Origin of the sequence: Acinetobacter sp. WCHAc010052, assembly GCF_002165295.2 — a bacterium.
Lineage (GTDB): Bacteria > Pseudomonadota > Gammaproteobacteria > Pseudomonadales > Moraxellaceae > Acinetobacter > Acinetobacter chinensis.
In genome coordinates, this window is record NZ_CP032143.1 from 2749695 (window position 1) to 2771217 (window position 21523).

Annotated in this window: 22 protein-coding genes and 1 pseudogene; 9 read left to right on the forward strand and 14 right to left on the reverse strand. The window is 41.0% G+C overall.

What is annotated here, in order from left to right; all coding sequences use genetic code 11:
* Positions 1–15: 15 nt before the first annotated feature.
* Positions 16–933 carry a cis,cis-muconate-binding transcription regulator CatM gene (gene catM, locus CDG61_RS13450; RefSeq protein WP_061524781.1) on the reverse strand — a complete coding sequence of 306 codons (918 nt, stop codon included), beginning with the start codon at positions 931–933 and terminating at the stop codon, positions 16–18.
* A 116-nt stretch (positions 934–1049) separates the two neighbouring features.
* Here catM and CDG61_RS13455 point away from each other — a divergent pair, with 116 nt between their 5' ends.
* The 6 genes from CDG61_RS13455 (at position 1050) to pcaD (ending at position 6249) form a co-directional block, all read left to right on the forward strand.
* Positions 1050–2159: a muconate/chloromuconate family cycloisomerase gene (locus CDG61_RS13455; RefSeq protein WP_087549527.1), complete on the forward strand. Its 1110-nt coding sequence runs from the start codon at positions 1050–1052 to the stop codon at positions 2157–2159.
* A 14-nt stretch (positions 2160–2173) separates the two neighbouring features.
* Entirely contained in the window at positions 2174–2464 is a 291-nt protein-coding gene (catC, locus tag CDG61_RS13460; RefSeq protein ID WP_087514285.1) for a muconolactone Delta-isomerase, read from the forward strand.
* Between the two features lie 201 nt (positions 2465–2665).
* Entirely contained in the window at positions 2666–3349 is a 684-nt protein-coding gene (locus CDG61_RS13465; RefSeq protein ID WP_087549528.1) for a 3-oxoacid CoA-transferase subunit A, read from the forward strand.
* Between the two features lie 20 nt (positions 3350–3369).
* Entirely contained in the window at positions 3370–4020 is a 651-nt protein-coding gene (locus CDG61_RS13470) for a 3-oxoacid CoA-transferase subunit B (protein ID WP_087549529.1), read from the forward strand.
* A gap of 141 nt (positions 4021–4161) precedes the next feature.
* Positions 4162–5367: a 3-oxoadipyl-CoA thiolase gene (gene pcaF / locus CDG61_RS13475; protein WP_087549530.1), complete on the forward strand. Its 1206-nt coding sequence runs from the start codon at positions 4162–4164 to the stop codon at positions 5365–5367.
* Positions 5368–5469: 102 nt separating this feature from the next.
* Positions 5470–6249, forward strand: coding sequence for a 3-oxoadipate enol-lactonase (gene pcaD / locus CDG61_RS13480; protein WP_087549531.1), 780 nt, complete (start codon positions 5470–5472; stop codon positions 6247–6249).
* A 524-nt stretch (positions 6250–6773) separates the two neighbouring features.
* Here pcaD and CDG61_RS13485 read toward each other — a convergent pair.
* The 3 genes from CDG61_RS13485 to CDG61_RS17680 all read right to left on the reverse strand — a co-directional run bounded on the left by CDG61_RS13485 (position 6774) and on the right by CDG61_RS17680 (position 9255).
* A complete protein-coding gene (locus CDG61_RS13485) occupies positions 6774–7271 on the reverse strand; it encodes a hypothetical protein (RefSeq protein WP_147387798.1) in 498 nt (165 codons plus the stop codon).
* Positions 7272–7352: 81 nt separating this feature from the next.
* Positions 7353–7505, reverse strand: a complete 153-nt coding sequence (locus tag CDG61_RS17585) for a polymorphic toxin-type HINT domain-containing protein (protein WP_205671791.1) — start codon at positions 7503–7505, stop codon at positions 7353–7355.
* Positions 7506–7731: 226 nt separating this feature from the next.
* Complete coding sequence (locus CDG61_RS17680) at positions 7732–9255, reverse strand: hypothetical protein (RefSeq protein WP_087549534.1); 1524 nt, start codon at positions 9253–9255, stop codon at positions 7732–7734.
* Positions 9256–9486: 231 nt separating this feature from the next.
* Here CDG61_RS17680 and CDG61_RS17685 point away from each other — a divergent pair.
* Positions 9487–9928: pseudogene (locus CDG61_RS17685) on the forward strand (tyrosine-type recombinase/integrase); the annotation flags it as partial.
* A 285-nt stretch (positions 9929–10213) separates the two neighbouring features.
* Here the strand turns inward: CDG61_RS17685 and CDG61_RS13510 are convergent.
* The 9 genes from CDG61_RS13510 to madL form a co-directional block, all read right to left on the reverse strand.
* A complete protein-coding gene (locus CDG61_RS13510) occupies positions 10214–11131 on the reverse strand; it encodes an ACP S-malonyltransferase (protein ID WP_087549536.1) in 918 nt (305 codons plus the stop codon).
* Positions 11109–11987, reverse strand: coding sequence for a triphosphoribosyl-dephospho-CoA synthase MdcB (gene mdcB / locus CDG61_RS13515; protein WP_087549537.1), 879 nt, complete (start codon positions 11985–11987; stop codon positions 11109–11111). The genes CDG61_RS13510 and mdcB overlap by 23 nt, the downstream gene beginning before the upstream one ends.
* A complete protein-coding gene (gene mdcG / locus CDG61_RS13520) occupies positions 11965–12645 on the reverse strand; it encodes a malonate decarboxylase holo-[acyl-carrier-protein] synthase (protein ID WP_087549538.1) in 681 nt (226 codons plus the stop codon). Before mdcG ends, mdcB begins: the two co-directional genes overlap by 23 nt.
* A 10-nt stretch (positions 12646–12655) precedes the next feature.
* Positions 12656–13372: a biotin-independent malonate decarboxylase subunit gamma gene (mdcE, locus tag CDG61_RS13525; RefSeq protein WP_087549539.1), complete on the reverse strand. Its 717-nt coding sequence runs from the start codon at positions 13370–13372 to the stop codon at positions 12656–12658.
* A gap of 4 nt (positions 13373–13376) precedes the next feature.
* Entirely contained in the window at positions 13377–14264 is an 888-nt protein-coding gene (locus tag CDG61_RS13530) for a biotin-independent malonate decarboxylase subunit beta (protein ID WP_087549540.1), read from the reverse strand.
* 3 nt (positions 14265–14267) lie between these two features.
* Positions 14268–14576, reverse strand: a complete 309-nt coding sequence (mdcC, locus tag CDG61_RS13535) for a malonate decarboxylase acyl carrier protein (protein WP_016166424.1) — start codon at positions 14574–14576, stop codon at positions 14268–14270.
* 5 nt (positions 14577–14581) lie between these two features.
* Positions 14582–16237, reverse strand: coding sequence for a malonate decarboxylase subunit alpha (gene mdcA, locus CDG61_RS13540; RefSeq protein WP_087549541.1), 1656 nt, complete (start codon positions 16235–16237; stop codon positions 14582–14584).
* Between the two features lie 21 nt (positions 16238–16258).
* Positions 16259–17020, reverse strand: a complete 762-nt coding sequence (madM, locus tag CDG61_RS13545) for a malonate transporter subunit MadM (RefSeq protein ID WP_087514369.1) — start codon at positions 17018–17020, stop codon at positions 16259–16261.
* 63 nt (positions 17021–17083) lie between these two features.
* On the reverse strand, positions 17084–17485 hold the full coding sequence (madL, locus tag CDG61_RS13550) for a malonate transporter subunit MadL (protein WP_087514370.1): 402 nt from the start codon (positions 17483–17485) through the stop codon (positions 17084–17086).
* A gap of 135 nt (positions 17486–17620) precedes the next feature.
* Here madL and CDG61_RS13555 point away from each other — a divergent pair, with 135 nt between their 5' ends.
* Positions 17621–18289 carry a GntR family transcriptional regulator gene (locus CDG61_RS13555; RefSeq protein ID WP_087514371.1) on the forward strand — a complete coding sequence of 223 codons (669 nt, stop codon included), beginning with the start codon at positions 17621–17623 and terminating at the stop codon, positions 18287–18289.
* Positions 18290–18550: 261 nt separating this feature from the next.
* Here CDG61_RS13555 and CDG61_RS13560 read toward each other — a convergent pair whose 3' ends face one another.
* Positions 18551–20041 carry a PLP-dependent aminotransferase family protein gene (locus tag CDG61_RS13560; protein ID WP_087549542.1) on the reverse strand — a complete coding sequence of 497 codons (1491 nt, stop codon included), beginning with the start codon at positions 20039–20041 and terminating at the stop codon, positions 18551–18553.
* A 105-nt stretch (positions 20042–20146) separates the two neighbouring features.
* Here CDG61_RS13560 and CDG61_RS13565 point away from each other — a divergent pair, with 105 nt between their 5' ends.
* Entirely contained in the window at positions 20147–21349 is a 1203-nt protein-coding gene (locus CDG61_RS13565) for a benzoate/H(+) symporter BenE family transporter (RefSeq protein WP_087514373.1), read from the forward strand.
* Positions 21350–21523: the final 174 nt, after the last annotated feature.

The following is a 21523-nucleotide window of genomic DNA, read 5'->3' on the forward strand; positions in this document are numbered from 1 at the left end:
ACACATTGCACCAGATTAATCTTCATTCAGTTGAATCGGCTTACCTTCCTCCTCAAACACTTCTTTAATACATTCTAAAATATAAGGAATATACGCGCTCTGATCCATATTCCGCACCGATAAGGAAATAGGACTGTAGGCTTCCAGATCTAAAACCGGGATATAAATTAAATTTTTCATCCCAATATCACTGGCACTTTCTGGGATCAGGCAAATCCCTTCTCCTGAAGAAACCAGACCAAGAGCCAAATGAATTTCACGGACTTCACTCAGTTTTTTCGGCACCAGCCCCAGTTCAGTAAAAATCGACTGAATCAATGTTGAAAAATTAGGTTTGGGTGTAAGAGGATAGGAAAAAATCGACTCATCAAGTATTTGTGATAAATACACGCCTGTGTTGATAAACTCCGCCAGATGATGATTTTTATGCACAGCCAGTTTGAGGCGTTCTTTGCGCAATAATAAGCGCTTAATGGATGGGTCTGTTAATCTCAAACGTCCAAAACCGATATCAATTTTACCTACTTTCAAGGCTTCAATCTGATCCCGCGTTCCGCATTCAATTAATTCCACGTGAATATCAGGATGACGCTGCCGGAATAAATAAATAATCTGCGGTAATAATGCGTACAGCAGTGAACCCACATAACCGATCCGCACCGTCTTATCCACGGCATTAATACGTCGAGCCATTGAAGTCGCTTGCGCCGTATGGGTCAATATCTGTACTGCATGTTCATAAAAGAACATCCCTGCCTCAGTGGTTTTAACAGGACGGGAACCACGTTCAAACAAGGTAATACCTAACTCTTCTTCTAATTTCTGAATTTGCCGGCTCAAAGGTGGTTGTGCAATACACAATTTCTCAGCAGCTTTGGTAATACTTTGCTCTTCAACAACAGTTACAAAATAACGTAAATGTCGTAACTCCATGACAGCAACTCCTTTATATACCTTTTAAGTATCTAAAAATACCATTATCAGCCTAGTTAAAGATATTACATTAAATTAAGGTATATAAGTAGATTAACACTGAAGAAAGATTTGCAATGTATAAATCCATAGAAACATTGCTTGTTGAGATTCCAACCATCCGTCCGCATAAGATGGCGGTTGCAACAATGCAAACCCAAACCTTAGTACTGGTCAAAGTAAGCACGGAAGACGGCTTTATCGGCTGGGGCGAAGCAACCACAATCGGTGGCTTAGGCTATGGTGAAGAAAGTCCTGAAAGTGTTAAAACCAATATTGAAACTTATTTTGCGCCCTTATTAAAAACTTTAAACAATGTAAACGTCGCACAAACGATGCAAACGATTAACCGTAATATCAATGGTAACCGTTTTGCTAAATGCGCAATTCAGACTGCATTACTGGATATCCAGGCACAGCGTTTAGGCTTACCTTTAAGTGAAGTCTTAGGCGGACGTTTACGTGACAGCATTTCAGTCCTTTGGGTTCTTGCCTCTGGCAATACTGAAAAAGACATTGCCGAAGCGCAAAAAATGATTGAAAGCAAACGTCATAATGTCTTCAAACTGAAAATCGGTTCACGCCCTGTGGAACAGGATGTTGAACATGTCTTAGCCATCAAAAAAGCCTTAGGTGATGACATTTCCATTCGTGTTGATGTCAATCGTGCCTGGTCTGAACTGACTGCAATTAAAGGCATTCAGATGCTGCAGGATGGTGGCATTGATCTGATCGAACAACCTTGTGCCATCAACAATATTGATGCTATGGAACGCTTAACCCGTAAGTTTGATATTGCCATCATGGCTGATGAATCTTTAATGGGACCACAAAGCGCTTATGAACTGGCTAAACGTAATGCTGCTTCTGTTTTTGCAGTCAAAGTCGCACAGTCTGGCGGTTTAATCGAAGGCTGCGAAGTTGGGAAAATTGCCAGTTTAGCAGGGATCGACCTTTATGGTGGCACCATGCTTGAAGGTCCTGTGGGAACAATTGCATCAGCACACGTATTTTCTACATTCAGTAACTTAGCTTATGGCACTGAACTTTTTGGTCCATTGCTGCTGACTGAACAGATTTTAAAAACACCACTTCAATACGAAAACTTTGAGCTAAAAATTCCAACGGGTCATGGCTTAGGGATTGAACTGGATGAAGACAAAATCGACAACCTGCGTCGTCAATAATTAAAGGAGTCACCATGCTTTTCCAGGTCAAAATGGACGTTCATATCCCACTCGATATGCCAAGCGATAAAGCCAGTGAAATTAAAGCCATTGAAAAAGCATATTCTCAGGATCTGCAACGACAAGGGAAATGGCGTCACATCTGGCGCATAACGGGTCAGTATTCCAATATCAGTATTTTTGATGTTGAAAGTAATGAAGAATTACACAATATCCTACAAGGATTACCCCTCTACCCTTATATGGATATTCAGGTGACTGCCTTAAACCGTCACCCGTCTTCTATTCGTGAAGATGATACCTGATCAGAAATCAAGCCACTCTAACATCTTAGGGTGGCTTGAACCCACTTTAGAACGTAACGTCAGTTGAGTAATTCAATAACAATGCTTCAGATTTAAGGCTTAATTTCTAAAGTTATCGCAACACCACAATTTCTACGCATAACTATTCAGAAGCGATATTTATGCATAGAAATTCATGAAAATGCAGATAAGGTTAATCACATGATTGATAAAAGCTCAGCTTCACTGAAAGAAGCACTTTCCCAGATCAAAGATGGTGCGACCATCATGATTGGTGGGTTTGGCACAGCAGGACAACCCGCTGAACTGATTGATGGCTTGATCGAACTGGGTGTGAAAGACCTTGTCATTATCAATAACAATGCAGGCAATGGCGATTACGGTTTAGCTAAACTTCTAAAAACAGGTGCTGTGCGTAAAATCATTTGTTCATTCCCACGTCAGTCAGACTCTTGGGTCTTTGATGAACTGTATCGCGCAGGAAAAATTGAACTCGAACTTGTTCCACAAGGCAACTTAGCTTGTCGTATCCAGGCTGCAGGCATGGGCTTAGGACCAATCTACACCCCAACAGGTTTTGGAACGATGCTTGCTGAAGGCAAACCGACCTTAAATTATGAAGGCAAAGACTTCGTTTTAGAAAATCCAATCAAAGCTGATTTTGCTTTAATCAAAGCACATCAAGGCGACCGTTGGGGCAATTTAGTCTATAACAAATCTGCACGTAACTTCGGTCCAATCATGGCAATGGCAGCGGATGTCACCATTGCACAAGTCTCGGAAATAGTTGAACTCGGTGCGCTTGATCCTGAACATATCGTTACTGCTGGGATTTTCGTACAACACGTTGTTGCTGTCGGTTCTACTGACAATAACGCACAGTAATAAGATACGGAGAAATTAAAATGAGTTATACCAAATTAAGCCGTGATCAAATTGCTGAACGTGTTGCCCAGGACATTCCAGATGGTGCTTATGTGAATCTGGGTATTGGCTTACCGACCAAGATTTCAAATTATCTACCATCAGACAAAGACGTATTTTTACACTCTGAAAATGGTTTATTGGCTTTTGGCCCCCCACCAGAAGCAGGACAGGAAGATCCTGAACTGATCAATGCTGGTAAAGAATTTGTCACCATGCTGACAGGTGGTTGTTTCTTCCATCATGGTGATTCATTTGCCATGATGCGTGGTGGACACTTAGATATTGCTGTTTTGGGTGCTTTTCAGATTGCAGAAAATGGTGACTTAGCAAACTGGCATACAGGCGCACCAGATGCGATTCCTGCGGTGGGTGGTGCGATGGATTTAGCCGTTGGAGCAAAGAAAGTTTTTATCACTACGGATCATGTCACTAAAAAAGGCGAACCAAAAATCGTCGCGGAACTGTCTTATCCTGCGACAGGTTTGAAATGTGTAGACCGTATCTATACTGATCTTTGCGTAATTGATGTGACTGCTGAAGGTATGAAAGTCATAGAAAAAGTGGATGGTCTTTCATTTGACGAATTGCAGTCGATGACGGGTGCAAAGTTGATTGATGCGACTGCTTAAGGCACTTTAGAAATATATAGAATCCCCCTAAATCCCCCTTTAAAAAAGGGGGACTTCCACATCCTAAATTTGAGATTTGGTTCTCCTCCCTTTTTTAAAGGGAGGTCGGGAGGGATTAAGGTTAAAAGGATTATATAAACAATGAAAAACGCATACATCATTGACGCCATCCGCACCCCATTTGGACGTTATGCAGGTGGTTTAGCACCAGTTCGTGCGGATGACTTAGGCGCATTACCAATCAAAGCTCTAATGGAACGTAATCCAACAGTGAACTGGGAACAGGTCGATGACGTAATCTACGGTTGTGCCAACCAGGCAGGTGAAGACAACCGCAATGTTGGACGGATGTCTGCACTTTTGGCAGGTGTTCCCTACCAAGTCCCTGCAACCACAGTAAACCGATTATGTGGTTCATCTTTAGATGCCGTTGCAATGGCAGCCCGTGCAATCAAAGCAGGTGAAGCGGATTTGATCATTGCAGGCGGTGTAGAAAGCATGAGTCGTGCGCCACTGGTGATGGGGAAATCTGACAGTGCATTCGGTCGTAGTCAAAAACTAGAAGACACTACCATGGGTTGGCGTTTTATCAATCCAAAGCTGAAAGAAATGTATGGTGTCGAAACCATGCCACAAACTGCTGAAAACGTGGCTGAACAGTTTAATATAAACCGTGCAGATCAAGACAAATTTGCCTTAGAAAGTCAGCAACGTACCGCAGCTGCACAAGCCAAAGGATTCTTTGCTAAAGAAATTATTGCTGTCACCATTCCACAGCGTAAAGGCGATGCCATTGTAGTTGATACCGATGAACATCCACGTGCATCAACTACAGCAGAAGGCTTAGCTAAACTTAAACCAGTGATCAAAGCCGATGGATCAGTCACCGCGGGCAATGCTTCAGGAATTAATGATGGTGCGGCAGCACTTTTGATTGCTTCAGATGATGCAGTTGCAAAATACGGTTTGAAAGCCCGCGCTAAAATTATTGGGGCAACCACTGTTGGTGTTGAACCACGTATCATGGGTTTTGGTCCTGCACCTGCAATTAAAAAACTACTTGCACAAACAGGCTTAACTTTAAGTCAAATGGATGTGATTGAACTAAATGAAGCTTTTGCAGCTCAAGCTTTAGCAGTCACTCGCGATCTTGGTTTAGAAGATGGTGCAACACACGTGAATCCAAACGGTGGAGCGATTGCCATTGGTCATCCGCTTGGTGCATCAGGTGCACGTTTAGTCACCACAGCACTGAACCAACTTGAAGCGATTGGTGGTAAATATGCCCTATGTTCAATGTGTATCGGTGTCGGTCAAGGCATCGCTTTGATTATTGAAAGAGTTTAATCCTTAGTGAAGTCCCCCTTCTTGCACTTCGACTTAAAGCAGTGCTTAAGTCTTGCTCAGGGGGATTTAGGGGGATTTTTATAAATAAGGAATAAACGAATCATGCCAAAATTTACATCCAACGATGCCGAAATCAATTACCAAACTTTTGGTGATGCGAGTAGCCCTGCGATTGTATTTTCAAATTCGCTAGGCACAAAATACAGTATGTGGCAAATGCAAATTGAGCATTTTCAAAAAGATCATTTTGTAATTTGTTATGACACACGTGGTCATGGACAGTCTTCTGCTCCACAAGGTCCATATACCATCGATCAATTAGGGCAAGATGTGGTGAATCTTTTAGATCACCTCAACATTCAAAAAGCAGACTTTTGCGGAATTTCAATGGGTGGCGTAACTGGACAATGGTTAGCGATTCATCATTCTGCACGATTTAACCATATGATCGTCTGTAACACGGCTGCAAAAATTGGTCAGGAACAAGCATGGTTAGACCGTGCCAAACTTGTTCGTGAACAAGGCTTAAAACCAATTGCAGAAACAGCAGCATTACGCTGGTTTACAGAAAGCTTTATCCAAAGCCAAGCCCAAATTGTACAATCTTTAAGTAACGACTTAGCAGCTGGCAGCGCAGAAGGTTATGCAAGTTGTTGTGAGGCATTGGCTAAGGCTGATTTACGTGAAGAATTAAAGAATATCAGCGTGCCTGTTTTGGTGATTGCAGGTCAGCAAGACCCTGTAACCACAATTGCAGATGGTCAGTTTATGGTGGATCGTATTCCAGATAGCCAGCTGGCTGAAATTAATGCCTCACATATTTCAAATATCGAGCAGCCTGAAGCATTTAATGACATTCTGAAAACATTTTTAAATCACTGAATTGTAGTATTTTGCCCTGGATAGATAGGTTAAAGATGGTCAGTACCTGACCATCTTTAATTGTCTATTTCATGAAAATTAAGCCAAAAATATAAACAAGCATCAATATAATAATTATCCCAAAATCCTTATTAATTCAATAAAGCACGCTGATAAAATCCATAAAATTATTGATACAGCTGATAATATTCAGGGTAATGACCTTACCCAACATAAATAAATTATCCGGATCTACTGAAACTGGTAGCCAGCAGATTTGTTACTGTATTAAAAGACGTGAGCTCATTAACAGATGACTTTCGCCCAGGTAAATTAAATTTTTAAATAAATTCAGTCTTTGTTTGTCCCGATATCAGCCTTAAGCACTGTCCTTGATTTATTCCAATCCTTCTGATCTTTAGTTTATTAAGAACATACATAGCCTTTTGCATAACATTATTATAACCACCTATCGATGGTTTTATCCTATTAATTAATAGCATCTGCTAAAAATGATTCTAAGAATGTATCATTTATATATTCATTCATTTTACTTGAGAAAAAATATTTTGTATTGTAAAACCATTTAAAATTTTAGGTGTTCCTAACAAGCCCATTCCAGATTTAACATCAAGATACAATAAAGTGGCATTTCCATTTTCATCAATCAATAATTTTGCCCCCTCATATGTTCTACCATTCAAGCCCCTTGGATTAGGATTTTCATAAATAGCATAATATTCATTATGTGTAAGTAAACCATCCTGATCATGTGCTGTTGTACCCCATCTATCTTGCTCTAATTGACCTATCTTACCAGCTCTATTTTCATCAATAACAATTACCAAACCACCTTTATTAAGTTCTGGAAAAAGCTCTGCAATTTTTTGTCTAAATTTATTTTCAGACAAATCTATAGGTAATGCTCGTTTGGATAAACTAGTTGAGGGTAATTTATCTATAAAATCTTCCAATAACGCTATATCTTCTGCACTATATTTATATGATCCATCATAATCAGATACAGGTTTTCTCCATTCCACTGGCAAACTTTCTACTTTTACGTCAAACTCTTTTGATTTCTCATAAGGACTACTATTTAATTGTTTATTTGCCCACTCAGATTATTGTTTAAATTTATTAGCTACTTTAGCAACTTCACCAAAACAACCATTAGAATTATGTACCCACACTCCAACTTTACCCACAAAATAGGTATGGTAATCTTCAACTTCGATATTATATACATTAGCAGTGTAATAATATTCTTGCGTCAATGATTCATCAGAACCTGGTTTATCTTGATAATATTGTTGCTCTAAATATTCATAATATCGTTCAGCAGGGATAAAATGTATATCCTCTGACCAGTGCGCATCACAGGTTGTGTTTCTTGCTGCAATATGAACAGGTTTTCCACTATTAAAATCAATAACCTCTATCCCATCATAATAGCCATATCTGGTTATAGCAACATTAGGTATACAATCACTTTCGAGTGGCTTATTCCCCCCCCCAGAGATTTCCTATATAGCCATCAAATGTAATAACACTATGATCCTCTCGCTCACTATATTCCAAGTCATAATCAACATCATTCAAAATATCAAGTGCAGGTTTCCAGCCAAATTCTTTGGTCCAAAATGGGTGTGAACTATTGCAATAAAAATATAGTTCATGAGCAGAGCTTAGATGATAAGTACTATTTTTGAATATAGCAGGGTCTGGTTTTTGAGTAGCTTGCATTCGGTCAAGCGTGTAAACCTCTTCATTATCGCCATGAAATGTAACTCTCATGCGATAAATTTTTTCTTTTTCAGGTGAAGCAAAGGTTCTTATGACTCGTTTATATTGCGTTGATGTATTTTCATCACCATCTTCAGGACGTGATAACACCATATCACCCACTTTAATCTGCTCAATTGGAACTAGACCCTTATCCGTATGAACCAATGTACCTGCAACAAAACAGGCATTATGTTTAGTTTCAAGTTTCAACTCGTCTATATTAAGTGCATCATCAATCATTTTTCTATTAAGTGCATCACCACTATATCCCTGTTTTGCTAACTCACTTTCTTTATAACGATAATCCCATAAAGGTCTATTTTGCTCTAGCTTTAACAATACTCGAGGATCGGCTATGGATTGACGAGCAGCATTTACAAAAGCATTCCGAATATGTACCGCAGCTATTGTAAGATTCTCTGTACTTATAGCGGGATCTATTCGTCTAATCTTATCTATAATCGCTTTCATTTCGGCTACTTGATTAACTAGCCACTCCGTTGCTTCTTGCGAAACCATTGTTTGTGCTTTAGGAATTTCTATTTCTTTCCCTGAAATTGCAGATTTAAACTTACCACCATCACCCAGAATTAAACTCCGCCCTGTAGTATCCGCTTTGGTAAATAAATACTTCGCTTCAATATCTGCTCGTGGAGTTGGCATAACAATTTTATACTCAAGGCGATTGGTCTCAGTTGGTGTTTTCCACATGGTCTTAGCACCCAAAAGTACTCGACCAGCCAAATGCAAGCCTGCACCCACTATCATATCCATACCAACAGAAGTCAAAAGTGCATACTCATCATTATTCCCACCTTTCCCCCCTGTCACTTTATAAATATAAGCTTGTGTAGCAGCATCTATAGCTGCATATGTAATTGATTCTGTTAACATAGCCTTTGCACCTGCTCCAAATCGTGCTTCTGCAGCTAAACCAATTCTGGCTCCAATCGCCCTTGCTCCAAGTGATCCAAAGGCATCTAATGATGCTGATTGACGCAAGTCACTATCACTTATTTCACCCTTTTCATTTTTCTTAAGTAATTCAGCATAACGCCCCACAAATCCCATTGTGGCTAAGTCCCAGCCATTATAAAGGCCTGATTTTAAGTAATATAACCCTGCATCTAATGCACTAAAATCACCTGCCTTAATTTTCTTTTCAACCTCAGCTTGTGAAATTCCCAATGCACCCGTATAAACATTATCTTCTTTACCCAAATCATTATATGGACTCATGATAAATTTCAGATATTCTTCATTACCTGTTGAATTTAAATGTGCTCATTTTCCCCCCATTTTTTTCAAAAGTTTTTTAAAGTTTGTTTTAAAACAATGGTTTTTGTTGATGCCATTGTAATTATTGTATATTTATCAATCAATTCATTTTTAAGCATAATTATATTTATACCCAATGGGCAGTCAATAATTGGCTTTACTCTCAACACATATACTGTTCTTTTCAACGACTTTACCAGTACGTTTAAAGTGAACAAAAGCCGCGTTCGTGGATTAGAGAAGAAAGTGACAAAAACGCATACCTCTCGAGAAGTTTACTTAAATGAAAGGTCTACTTTGGCTTTAAAATACCTCATCCAATTCAAGAAAGACCAAGGCTATAATTCTGACTATTTAATGCTCTGCCCTAAACTAAGGAGCTTTTTTTAACGAAAAGCCACCCAGAGAACGTCTCGTAGCAGCTATGAAAGCTTGCCAGATTCGTCATCGCCCTGCATATAATGCACGGCATACCTATGCGACGATGCTACTTATGGATGGTGTTAATCCAATGTTTGTAGCAGACCAACCAGGGCATAGCTTACAAATGTTGATAAAGCGCTATACCAAATGGCTTCATGCAGATAAGAACAAACAAGAAATTGAAAAATTAAGTGTGGCACGCACAGCATAAATTCACCAATATCGACAGTTCCTGGAATAAAAATGTGGCAATAAAAAAGCCACTTATGTAAGTGGCTTTTTTATAACAAGAATTTTGGTGGAGGTGGCGTCAATTGAACTCAAACCTCAACTCGTTCATTTCAAAGCTATATTATTGAGTAAAAAAATTCATTGACCCAATTTTGACCCAAATTAGATTTAGTGCATTGAATCGCTAAACTTGTTCAATATCCTGTCTTAAGATTAGAACTTGCGCATGCATTTTAACATATCTAATAAAAATAAATTTTCAAAATCATCCTATTTGTAAGCTTTCTAACCATGCCTGTAATCCAGACCAACTTTTAAAATCATCCACCGCCCGTACGATACAATTTGGATTACGTTCCAAGAGCATTTTACTTAAAGCGCTGCCCGGTCCAATTTCTAAGACGATATCAGGCTGATTTTCTTGTATTGCACTTAAACAGGCATCCCAATTAACCGTATGATTCATTTGGTGAATCAGTGCATTAACTGCGTCTGTGGTCTTAAAAAACTTATGCCCACCCGAACCGCTAATCATGGCCGTGCATAAACGAGCAAAGTCTTGCTGCTGTAAAACTTGCCGATACGGCTGAACCGCAGCATCCATGCATGCAGTATGCGATGCAATGGTGACATTCAAACGTTTAATAAAACGTGTTCCTCGCAATTCGAGTTGCTGAGTCAGCTGCTGTAAATTGGCATCAGCCCCACCCACGACAAAACTACTATCACTCAATTTGATGGAAAGTGCTGTTGCCGTTTCCGTCAGCAACGCTTCAAGCGTATTGAGATTGATGCCCTGAATAGCCATTAAGCCACTTACGTGCTGAGTGGCTGAAGACATTAACGAAGCACGCTGCTGGGCTAAATATAGTCCTTGCTCCAAACCTATCTGCGTTGCACAAATAAGTGCACTTAGCTCTCCGAGTGAATAACCTGAGAAACTCATAAGGTCCTCAATCTCAGGTTTTAACTTTTGCCAACGACACCATTGCAAAGCAAAAATAAAAGGCTGCGCAAATTCATTTGCGTACAGATCTGCTTCGGTTAAATCAGAACAAAATAGTCGCGGCAAATGCTGCTTTAAACTATCTGATACATGAAGCTCATCCGCCAAAGTGAGTAGCTCTTGAACATGCCCCAAGCTTTGGAGTCCTTGCCCACTAAATATGATTGCGAAATTCATGTTCCACCTTCAGCATGAATAAAGTCACCCCCAATAAATCTGCACTGCCTCCCGGACTTAAGCGATGCTGAATGAAATAATCTTCCACTCCAGCCACATCTTGCATCCAATTGTGTTGTAACACACCGCCACGGGCCAAAAACTGCCTGGCTAGATCCTGCACAATATATAAGGCTGATAAACCACCACGCCAAACAATATTGGTATCCTGTACATAGGCCATCAGACTGAATAAAGTCTGAATTGCAGCCTGCTGTGCATTGACCGTTTTGCTATAAATCTCAATATACGTTGGCAAGGCAATATCCATCACCGTTTTAAAACCTGAAGCCACTTCTTCAATCGCTCCTGTGATGCCATATTGACTACGCATGCGTTGCCCGTGACTATTGGGATTACGCTCTAAATGATGTAACAGTTCATGCTGCCAGGTACTTTGAATTTTTTGACTGATCGAACCTGCATTCAAGGGACTATCCGCTGCTAAACATTGCCCTACTGCAGCGCTGGCAAAGCCTAAATTAAAAATCGCCCCTTTATGGGTATTGATCTGCTGAGTTGCAGTCATCATCTTCTGTTCAGCGAAAATGCCACATTGTCTAATCTCTTCAAAATCAGCATCACGATAACCATTCAAACATTGCGCCTGAAAATAGCCCTGTAAAGCATCTACACTACACTGGAACAAGCTAAAGTCCATGTCGCGATGGCTGCCCTGCGAACCCGGACAAACCAAACCAGGCTTATGTTCTAAACTGGCTTCATCCAATAACGCCATACATGCCAAACGGTCTAATGTTTCAGCAGTAGTGATAATGCCTGGGCATAAAACTTCATACGGTTGTAGCATTTGCATATTCAAGCTTCCCTTCGAATAATTGTTCTAATCTCAGCATCTCCACACGCTGAATTCCTTTTACGATCACTTGCTGGTTCATTTCAGGAAAAACCGTAATTAACTCATTAAATGACACATGCCAGTCTGGATGGATTTGAATCTCTCCATCCAAGCGAATAGAACTCTGGGCTTGGACTTGTTGAATGAGCTGTAAAATTTCTGGTACATCAAATTGGTGCTGCGGATACAGCAACAGATCTAAGTCTGATGTTGGCCTGACATAAGCCTCCTGCGTAAGAGACTGATACGCATAGGAACCATAGACATACACTTTGCAGCCCAATTGTTCCAAACTGTCTGCAAAATCTCTCAGCACTTTAGGTTGCAGGAGCTGCGCGTCAGTTTCGAACAACGTCTGCAGAGAAAGCGGACGAGTGATCTGCTCAATCGCGTGTCTATCGACTAAACACGCCACCCGATATTTATAGCCTTCAACCAAGCAATTGATCGCCAGCTTCACTTGTCCCTCATCCATATCGTCCTGCCGACAAACGGTCATTGGAATATGTTGGCTCAACAGCTGATACACCTTTTGTTTCACTGCTTCTGGTAAAGAAACATCTAAAAAATGTAGGTGTGCTGAATCACAAAGATAAGCTAAGTCATGGCGATCCATATCTGCTTCCTTAACTGCGAACAACTTTCTCAATAATGGTATTACACAACACACGCCCTTGACGCTGCTGCCCTGCCACACGGCGTTGATCTGTCAGATAAGTTTCAAGATGTTGTTGTTGATTTAACAGTGCTTGGCTGACCCAGTCTGTCTCCAAATCTGGCCAAATGGCATTGATTGCGCCCATTTTGTAAAAGTTTTCTGCCCCTGGAGCAAAAATAGCTGAGCTTTGTGACAACTCTTTTAACTTTTCGACTGGAATTTTAGTGACCCGTGCCATCGCATTTAAATCCATGACTTTCACTTGCGAATCACTGAGCGCATAAACTTCGTTTGCCATGAGACCATAGGACAAAAACCCACCACTAACGGCTTGACCAAAAATAATCGCGAGGTTGGCATGTCCACTTCTACGCAGCAGGTCAACACAAGATGCCAAATGCGCGAAGGTACGGTTTAAGCACAGTAACTCATCCGCACGGGAAAGATCCTGGCCTTGCGTATCCACAATAAACACCACAGGCGTTTGTTGGTTCTGCTGTACCAGCTCTAAGATTTCACCTGCCAGTTCCATGGCAATCTGTTGATTAATGGGCGCTGCATTGACTGTACCGAGAATGCGCACGGGACCTGCATCCGTCTGTGCATTACCCTTAATCACATAACCTTCGATCTGATAATTCAGTTGATGCGGAAATAACTGTTGTAAAAGTAATTCTGTATTCATGAGCTCATCCTTGCTTTAACAACACAACTTCATGGGCAGACAACATCGGAATTTTTTCTGGCTGTGAAATTCCCATGTCATGCCAAATCTGTAAACCATCATTTTTACCAAACCAGCGTTGGAACTGCTGCTCAAGCTGTTGCTGCTGTTGCAATAATTGTTCTAAGTCTAAAGGAGCAGCTTTAGCGTCCAGCTGCGTTAAAATCGCATCACGAATATCTGCAATATCATCCTCGACCAAAGCCTGTACATGATTGAGTAAATAACGATGTTTACCGCCTGTAACGCGCCAAACCAGAGCACGGTCTTTCGAGTCAAACTCTTCTACGCCTTTAACTGTTTCAATCACTTCTGGCCCAGACAGTGCCAAACGTCCTTCTTCCGTCATAATGATTGCACTGCTCAAACACGCACTGATGCCCATACCACCAAAAGCGCCACAAGTGCCGCCAATCACCGTAATAATAGGAATGCCTGCATTTCGTACCTGTAACATGGCACGCATAATTTCGGAAATAGCAATGAGACCTGCATTGGCTTCATGCAGACGCACGCCTCCTGAGTCGACAAAAAACAGTACTGCCTGTGCCTGATCCTGAATGGCTTTATGCAAGAGACCGACAATTTTTGCCCCGTGGATTTCCCCCACAGCACCACCCATAAACTGACCTTCCTGCGCAACGATATGCACTGGTGTTCCATTTAAACGCGCTGTACCAATAATCACGCCATCATCAAAACTACCCGGAATATCCAAAGCGGATAGATGCGGGCTAACCTCAATCTCAGTCGGCTTTAAGATTTCATTAAAACTCTGAGCATCGACGACTGCTTGAATACGCGCACGTGCTGTTTTTTCATAAAAACTGTTTTTGAGCATCACTTGATCCATGTCCTATACTCCCTTAAACATAGATATTGCTTGGCTTAAGCGCAGGTTTACCACTGCCGGTGTTGCCCCCATATCATTTAACTGAAATTTAAGCCCTGCCACCGCATGACGTTGGGCAAATTCATTCAGTACAGACTGCCAAACATGTTGAAAACCGACCGCTGATGTAGTGACTTCAATCTGACAAATATCTGCCTGATCATGCTGTGAAACCAAGACTTCTAAATTTCCAGAACCGACCACACCACAAATGACCGCCGCCTGTTCAGCGCTCAGTGGCGCTGATTGCAATTCAAATTTTAACTTTTCCATGTCGATCACCAGTTTCTAAAGCGACTTGGGGGACTATATAAACCACCCGACCATTTAACTAAATCTTTCACCGATTTTGCTGCCAACAAATCACGACTGACCTGTGTTGGATCAATTCCTAAATCTTCTGGACGTTGAATAATACCGCGCTTGCGTAACTCATCCACTTTGGCCTCATCACGTTGCATCCCCACAGGGGTATAACCTGCCACACCACGGATGGCTTGTTCACGTTCTTCAGATGTGCGACATAACAGTAAGTTAGCAATACCTTCTTCCGTCACGATATGGGTTACGTCTTCGCCATAAATCATGATAGGCGGGAGTTCGCTCTCCATTTTGTCCTGCAACTGCCACGCATCCAACTCTTCAACAAAGACGGGATGCATATGTTCACGGTATGTTTCGACCAATTGCACCACCAGCTTACGGCCTTTAATGAGTTTGCCATCGACTGCTTCACGACCTGCTTTGGTATAGGCATAACTGGCATGACGGCGTCCATGCGGGTCAGAGCCCATATTCGGCGCACCACCAAAACCAGAAATACGGTCTACTGTTGCAGTTGAACTATTACCCTGTAAGTCAATTTGCAAGGTTGAACCAATAAAGAGATCACAGGCATATAAACCCGCAGTTTGGCTAAAGGCACGATTGGAACGCATGCTGCCGTCACTGCCTGTAAAGAACACATCTGGACGTTCTTTAATATAGTCTTCCATCCCCACTTCAGAACCGAAGCTATGGATCGAATCGACAAATCCACTTTCAATCGCAGGAATTAAAGTCGGATGCGGATTCAAAGCCCAATTGGTACAAATCTGTCCCTTTAGTCCTAAGGATGCCCCATACGTAGGCAGCAATAATTCAATTGCCGCAGTATCAAAGCCAATACCATGGTTTAAACGTTGAATTTGATAAGGCGCATAGATCCCTTTAATAACCATCATCGCCATTAAAATCTGTACTTCGGTAATTTGTGCAGGATCTCGGGTAAACAATGGTTCTATATAGTTGTACTTGGGACTTTCAATATAAAAATCGACCCAATCCGCAGGTACATCGACACGTGGTAACTTATCGACAATTTCATTAACCTGCGCAATCACAATCCCGCTTTTAAATGCGGTGGCTTCAATAATCGCGGGCGTATCTTCGGTATTCGCACCTGTATAAAGGTTACCCTCACGATCAGCCGCATGTGCCGTAATCAGACAGACATTTGGCGTCAGATCAATAAAGTAACGCCCATACAACTCCAGGTAAGTATGGATCGAACCAATACTGATTTTTTGCTGCTGAACTAATTGTGCCAGACGTAAACTTTGTGGTCCTGCAAAGGAAAAATCAACCTTAGAGGCAATGCCTTTTTCAAAGACATCAATATGACTGGGTAAAGCCAATACCGACTGTACAATATGTAAGTCATGAACCACCTCAGGATTACACTGACTTAAGCTCTTTGACAGAAAATCGGCCTGCTTTTGGTTATTACCTTCCAGACAAACGCGATCACCATTGGAAATCACGGTTTCCAGGAGTTCAATCACCCGAGCATGCTCAACCTGTTTTGCAAAGCCTTTTTCTTTGGCAAGAGTCAGTTTTTCTTGTCTACGGGTGCGCTGCTTATCCCATAAGCGCTTCTTAACCATTTGGTTCATGGAGTCACCTTTATGCTGTGCTTAGCCGAAGATGGCATTGATTGTGAGAAAAAATACAGATGGTCCAAGTAAACAACCAAGACCGGTATAGAAGGTTGCGACCAATGCACCATAGGGCACTAAACGCACATCCGTTCCAGCTAAACCTGCTGCTGTGCCACTGGTTGTCCCCGCCATTCCACCAAAAACCATGGCAGAGCGTGGACTTTTGAGATACATAAATTTTGCAAAGATTGGCGTACCCACCATGAAGAACACTGACTTAATTAAGCCAATTGCAATCGATAATGCAATTACTTCTGAGCTTGCACCTATGGCTGAACCAGTAACAGGTCCAACGATATAAGTCATCGCACCTGCTCCAATCGTGGTCATCGAAACGGGATCTTTATACCCCATCAACCAGGACACCGTTGCACCAATCACAAATGGAATCACACAGCCAAGTCCGAGCGCGATCAAACCCACCTTTCCTGCTTTTTTCACTTCCTTGACATCGACTTCAAACGCCGTTGATGCAATGGCTAAGTCACGAATCATGGCGCCACCAAGTAAAGCAAAGCCTGAAAAAATGGCGATATCTGAAATGCCCTTTTCTCCTTGAGTATAAATCCCAGCAAAATAAGCTAAAACTAAGCCCATAGTGATGGCGATGGCTGAGCTTTGTAACTTCCCTTTGGTGAGGTATTTCGACAAAAGATGCGATACATACATCATCAGACCAGTCACTGCGAGCGCCGCGACGAGGGCATTTTTGGTAAAAACCGTAATTATTTCTTCCATTGCGTTTCTTCCTTGTAACCTTATAACTGATTGTTATTTCGTGTTAGGACAACACCCTTGTCCTTAAGCGGCTTTTTCAGTCGGCTCTACAGCCCATTCATAGCTTTCGTAGTCACCACTGGATTTATTCAACCAACGAATCACCAGGACGGTGCCAATCAAAGACGCAATTGAAACAATCAGACCCAACATCCCGCCAGACATAGCAGCAACTACGTTCTGACCTGCCGACATGGCAACAACAATCGGGATATACATACCTGACCAGTACAACACACCAAATTGAGTCACTTGAGGTAAATGCCCGCGTTTAGCTAACAGCTCCTTCGATAGAATTAATAAAATCATGGCTATAGCCACGCCACCTACATTGGCTTGGACACCAAGGGCTATCCCGAGGACATTGCCCAGATAAACACCAAGTAAATGGCAGACCGCCAATATAGCTGTTCCGTAAATAATCATTGCTGAATCCTCCCTGGATCATGCAGTGCTTCTAATAATCTGACTTATAATTTGCTATAGTTATAGCTTATCTGTATCCAGTGTACAATGATTTGTACTCAAATAAACATAAATTGTATACAATTTTGGTGATGTATGACTTCAATAGCAGAACTTCCTCTTTCTATTCAAATCAGTAAAAAGCTGGAGGATGATATTATTTATGGCTTTTTCCTGCCCGGGACCAAGCTGGATGAACAAGAGCTTTGCGAACGCTATGGTGCTTCACGCACTCCAATTCGTGAGGCACTAAAGTTATTGGCCGCTGAAGGTTTAGTTGAAATTCGCCCACGTCGTGGTGCAATTATTCCAACCATTAACTCATTTACCCTTTGTGAAATGTTCGAGGTTATGGCTGAATTAGAAGCCATGTGTGGGCGATTGGCAGCACGGCGCATTCAACCAGAAGAAAAACAGGAATTACAGCGCTTACATCATTTATGTCAGGACTATTTAAATCAGAATGACTCAGAAAATTATTATGAAGCTAACCGTTTATTTCACTTTGCCATTTATCAAGCCAGTCATAATTCCTTTTTAATTGAACAGGCATGTGCTCTGCACAAGCGCCTACATCCTTATCGACGCTTACAGTTACGTGTAAATCACCGCATGAATCATTCTTTTTCAGAACATAGCGAGATTCTGGATGCCATCTTTTCAGGTAATGAACAAGAGGCTGAGGCCTTGCTTAAAGCACATGTGGTGATTCAGGGTGAAAAATTTACAGACTTTATGGCAACTTTAGATCATTTAAAAATTTAAAGACCTACATATCTGCTCTTTGCAGAAGATTGAAGCATTTGAGACAGCTTTAAAGTGGGACTGTCTTACGTTTAGGATACTGAGAGCAGTCCACATTTTGAGTACATCCAACCAGGTAAATCTGAACTTTTGGGTATTTCTACAACAAAGTCCATTTCACCTAAATTATTAGATTTTGCAGTTTCAGCTATAAGCCGGTCCAGTAAAGTTTTAGCCAGATCATTAAATGTGGATTTTAAAATAAGGTCTGGATTTTTCCCTTTAAGAAGGGTTGGAACCAGACAGAGATTGCGCAAGTTTTTTAATATTTGCTTGAATTTCATCAGGAGTATGTGCTGCATAACCAAACAGTACGGCTGGCCTTTGTGATGCGGTTTGACAATATCTTGATAAAGGCTGTACAGCTAAACCCACTTTTTCACATTCAATAAGAAATTCTTTTTCAGCCCAACCGTTCTTAAGCCAACATACCAAATGAATTCCTGAATCGGTAGGCTGTACACTTAGTACATCTAAAAGATAAGTTTCAATTGCTGCAATTAAAGCCTGTTGACGTTCGTAGCAGGATTTACGTACTTTACGCACATGACGTGCATAATGACCATCTTTAATAAATGCAGCCAGCGCTACCTGTTCCAGATAGGAACTGCGGGTGTCGGTATAATATTTTGCCAGACTAAAAACCTCAATTAAGGCTTCAGGAACGACCATAAACCCAAGTCGAAATTCAGGAAACATCATCTTAGAAAATGTGCCTGCATAAATCACACGATGCTGTCCATCTAAACCCTGTAATGCTTGTATTGGATGTGTTCCATAACGAAATTCACTATTGTAATCGTCTTCAAATATCCATTTTTGATGTTGGGAAGCCCAATCCAATAAAGTAAATCGGCGAGCAAGACTCAGAGTGTCACCAAGTGGAAATTGATGCGAGGGAGCTGTATAAATGAGTTTGCTTTCAGCATGGTTATGAATGATTTCGTCAACTCTCATACCCTCCTCATCACTAGTAACAGGATTTACTATGGCTCCAAAACTACGGAATATATTTAAGGCTGCGTCATAACCAGGCTCATCTAAACACACCTGGTCATCTGGCTGTAACAGTGCATATGCAGCCAAATGAATCGCCTGTTGTGTTCCATTCACAATCAGAATTTGTTCTTCCTTACAGTTTAATCCTCTTGTTGATTTAACATAATGACAAATTGCCTGACGTAAAGGCAAATAGCCTCGCGGATCATGAAACTGGCCTAATTGATAATAAGATTGCCGCCATGCACGCCCTAATAATTTACCCCAACGTTCATGTGGAAATATATCTACACAGCCTACACCGATATGAAATATTTTCTTTTCCTGACTTGATAATGTCTGCTTATTCGAATGAAGCAACAAATTGGTGAAATGCGGATTAATGTTGATGCTTTGCACAGGCTGAGATTTTATCTGGGTTATATCATTTTGAATTTGAATTAATTGGTCTGGTATGACAGCTGCAACATAAGTTCCTGAACTTGGCTTAGTGACTAAATAACCTTCATCGAGCAAGCGTTCTAATCCCGCCAATACAGAATTACGGGAAATGGACATCATCTCTGCCAAATTACGACTTGAGGGCAGCTTTGTCCCTCCAGATAGACGGCCTTCTAAAATGGCGTCTCGTAAAACACAATATAAACCATCTTTTATGGGTTGCCCTTTAGGCAAAATTAAATGTGGAAAATAAGCAGAAGATAACGTTGTCATAGTTAACTGGTACTTCTAAAAACACCCAAACTGTATCTTATGACAATACCATGATTAAAAATACACTCAACGCTTTCATGGTTAAAGTTTTCAGAGGTTGGGGTTATGTCGGTTCGACTCACAGTTTTTCACCGTTATTCCAAGGATTTACTCCCTCCTATATTGGCTGGATTAATTTCGGTAATTGTCAATTATGGGAGTACATTCATTTTAATCTTCCAGGCAGCACACATAGCAGGACTTAGCCCTGAGCTTACAGCTTCATGGGTATGGTCTATTTCTATTGGTGTTGGTATTACTGGAATATTATTAAGTTGGTACACCCGAGAACCCATCATTACAGCATGGTCTACTCCTGCGGCAGCATTTCTCGTGACTGCTCTTGCGACCATTCCTTATGCTGAAGCGATTGGTGCATATTTACTTTCTGCCTTAGCCTTCATAATTTTAGGAGTTACCGGTTATTTTGAAAAACTGATTCGCCTAATTCCAGTAAGCATTGCATCAGGTTTGTTGGCAGGGATTTTATTACAATTTGGTATTACAGCATTTACCAACACGATAATCGACCCACTTCTGACCCTATCATTATTTCTGATTTATCTGGTTGTTAAACATTTTTCTGCACGATACGCCATCGTCAGTGTTTTAGTTTTTGGTTTTATTTTTTTAGTCTTTCAGACTCGAATTGATTTTTCAGGATTTGAATTAAAATTAGCCTCGCCGATTCTTACTGCTCCTGATTTTTCCATCAATTCTACATTAAGTATTGCCGTACCTTTATTTTTAATCACGTTAACAGGGCAATATATGCCTGGTTTACTGGTCTTAAAAAATGATGGATTTACAACCAATGCCAAACCCATTCTTATTGTCACAGGTTTGGGCTCTTTCATCATGGCACCCTTTGGCGCTCACGCATTTAATCTTGCAGCAATTACCGCTGCAATCTGTACAGGTAAGGAATCTCATGAAGATCCTTCCAAACGCTGGATAGCAGGAATTGCCGCAGGGATATTTTATATTTTGGTTGGGATTTTTGGCGTCACACTTGCTGCAATATTTACAGCGTTTCCAATAACTTTTATTAGTACACTGGCAGGTCTTGCCTTGTTAGGCACCATTACTGGAAGTCTAACCACTGCTATGAGCGATGGGGAAAACCGTGAAGCAGCTTTAATCACCTTTCTTGCCAGTGCTGCCAATATTACAATATTTGGTATTGGCGGAGCATTTTGGGGATTGGTTTTAGGCTTAATCGCTTATTTTGTCTTGAATGGAAAATTTAAACGATTTATTTCCGGATAATTTTATAAAAAGCGGTGAATGATTAGAATTCTTCAATATTCTATTAAAAGTATTTTTTCACTGCGACTTGTATAAAAACCTTAAACCGGTACTGTTAAAAATACAAAAACTGTATCTTAAAACAGTACCATATCAAGATTATGCTTTACCCATCTATTTTTAAACACCAAAAAT